We start from the raw sequence: 1,500 nt of genomic DNA, 5'->3' as shown, positions 1-1,500 counted from the left end.
ACCGGTCCGGGGTTGAGGTGCGTAAGCTACGCTTGTATCATAAGTTGGGGCGCGCGAGGTGTCAACCGGGGTCAAACCATGAGCCGGCGGAGCGCGGGGTCGAAGCGGTCGGCGGGCGCCGCCTCGATTTCGGGCAAAGGCTCCTCGCCCAACGCGGTGAGACGGACGACGTGGACCGCCACGGTCGCGGTCTCCTGGGGCTTGGCGTACCCGGCCACCATGGAGGCGGCCAGGGCCAGGTCCTCCAGGGGGACCCCGCCCGTCGGGTGGCGCAGAACGCCCAGGGGGGAGGAGACGCGGGCATCGAGGAGGAGGTCCCCGGTCGCGGCGGCGCGGGCCAGGGCGTCGTTGTCGTCGGAGTCGCGGCCCAGGGCCAGCTTGCTCCCGCCGGGCAGGCGAAAGTGACGGCCGTGGACCAACAGGCGCAGGCTCTCCACGGTGCAACACTCGCGCTCGAGGAGCTCGAACACCCGCCGCCCGAACACCTGTTCGGTCAAGAGGCACCCCCCGGCGGGGCTGGGGTAGCCGGTTATTCCCAGCTCGGCGGCGAGGGCCATCTGGGGCTTGCGGCCGCGGCCGCGGAAATCCTTGAGCTTTTCCCGGTCCACAATCCCCTCCGACTCCGGATTGGTGGACGGGAGGGCTTTCGCCGAGAGGGGGCGGAGGAGGCGCCCGGTCAGCCCACTTTCGCGTTCCAAAAGGTCCATGGCCTGTCGGCGCTGGCTCATGGGGCGCTCGCCCAGGACCTCGCCGGTGAAGACAAAGGCGGCGTCTAGCTCCGCCATCAAGGCCCCCGCGCGCCGGAAGAGCATCAGCTTGCAGTCCAGGCAGGGGTTGGCGTTTTTGCCATAGCCGTGGCGCGGATGCGCGAGCATGCGGCAGAACTCCTCCCCCGGGCGGAAGAGAAGGAACGCCTCGGCCCCCAGCTCACGGGCCAGCGCCTCCCGCCCTTCCACCCCCGCGTCCTCCTCGAAGGGCAGGCGCATGTGGAGGGCGGTGACCGGAAGGCCCTGGTCCGCGATGAGGCGGAGCGCCAGGATGGAATCCAGGCCGCCGGAGAAGAGCCCCACGGCGCGGTCGGTTTTTTTCGGCATTCGTCGGCGCGTTAGTGTCGGGGCGAGTGTAGCAGGAGCGGGGCTGGAATGCCAGCGGGGTGGAAATTGATCGGGAGCGGGGTAATCAATGTAGGGTGGGGGCTCTGTACCCCGCCCGTTTCACCCCCCTCCCCAGCCCGTCGGCGCGCCGCCCCCCAGAGGGGGGAGGGGGTATACGGCAGCCCTCACCCCAACCCGCGCCTTACAGATTGAGATGACGTAGGGCGGGGATTTGCCAGGGGCATAGCTCGCTTCGCTCGGTTCCTATCCCCGCCGCGTTACCCCTCACCCCAGCCCTCCCCCCAGAGGGGGGAGGGGGTATACGGCACCCCTCACCCCAACCCGCGCCTCGCATGTTGCGCTGACGTAGGGCGGGGATTTGCCAGGGGCATAGCTCGCTTCGCTC

1 protein-coding gene is annotated in these 1,500 nt (G+C 69.8%); it reads right to left on the bottom strand.

From position 1 onward, the window contains the following. Window positions 1–71: 71 nt before the first annotated feature. Entirely contained in the window at window positions 72–1,094 is a 1,023-nt protein-coding gene (locus NTW26_03040) for a hypothetical protein (GenBank protein MCX7021249.1), read from the bottom strand. Window positions 1,095–1,500: the final 406 nt, after the last annotated feature.

It is taken from the genome of bacterium (assembly GCA_026398675.1).
GTDB lineage: Bacteria > RBG-13-66-14 > RBG-13-66-14 > RBG-13-66-14 > RBG-13-66-14 > RBG-13-66-14.
Note: the sequence above shows the minus strand (reverse complement) of the source record. Positions and strands in the feature narration are given on the sequence as shown.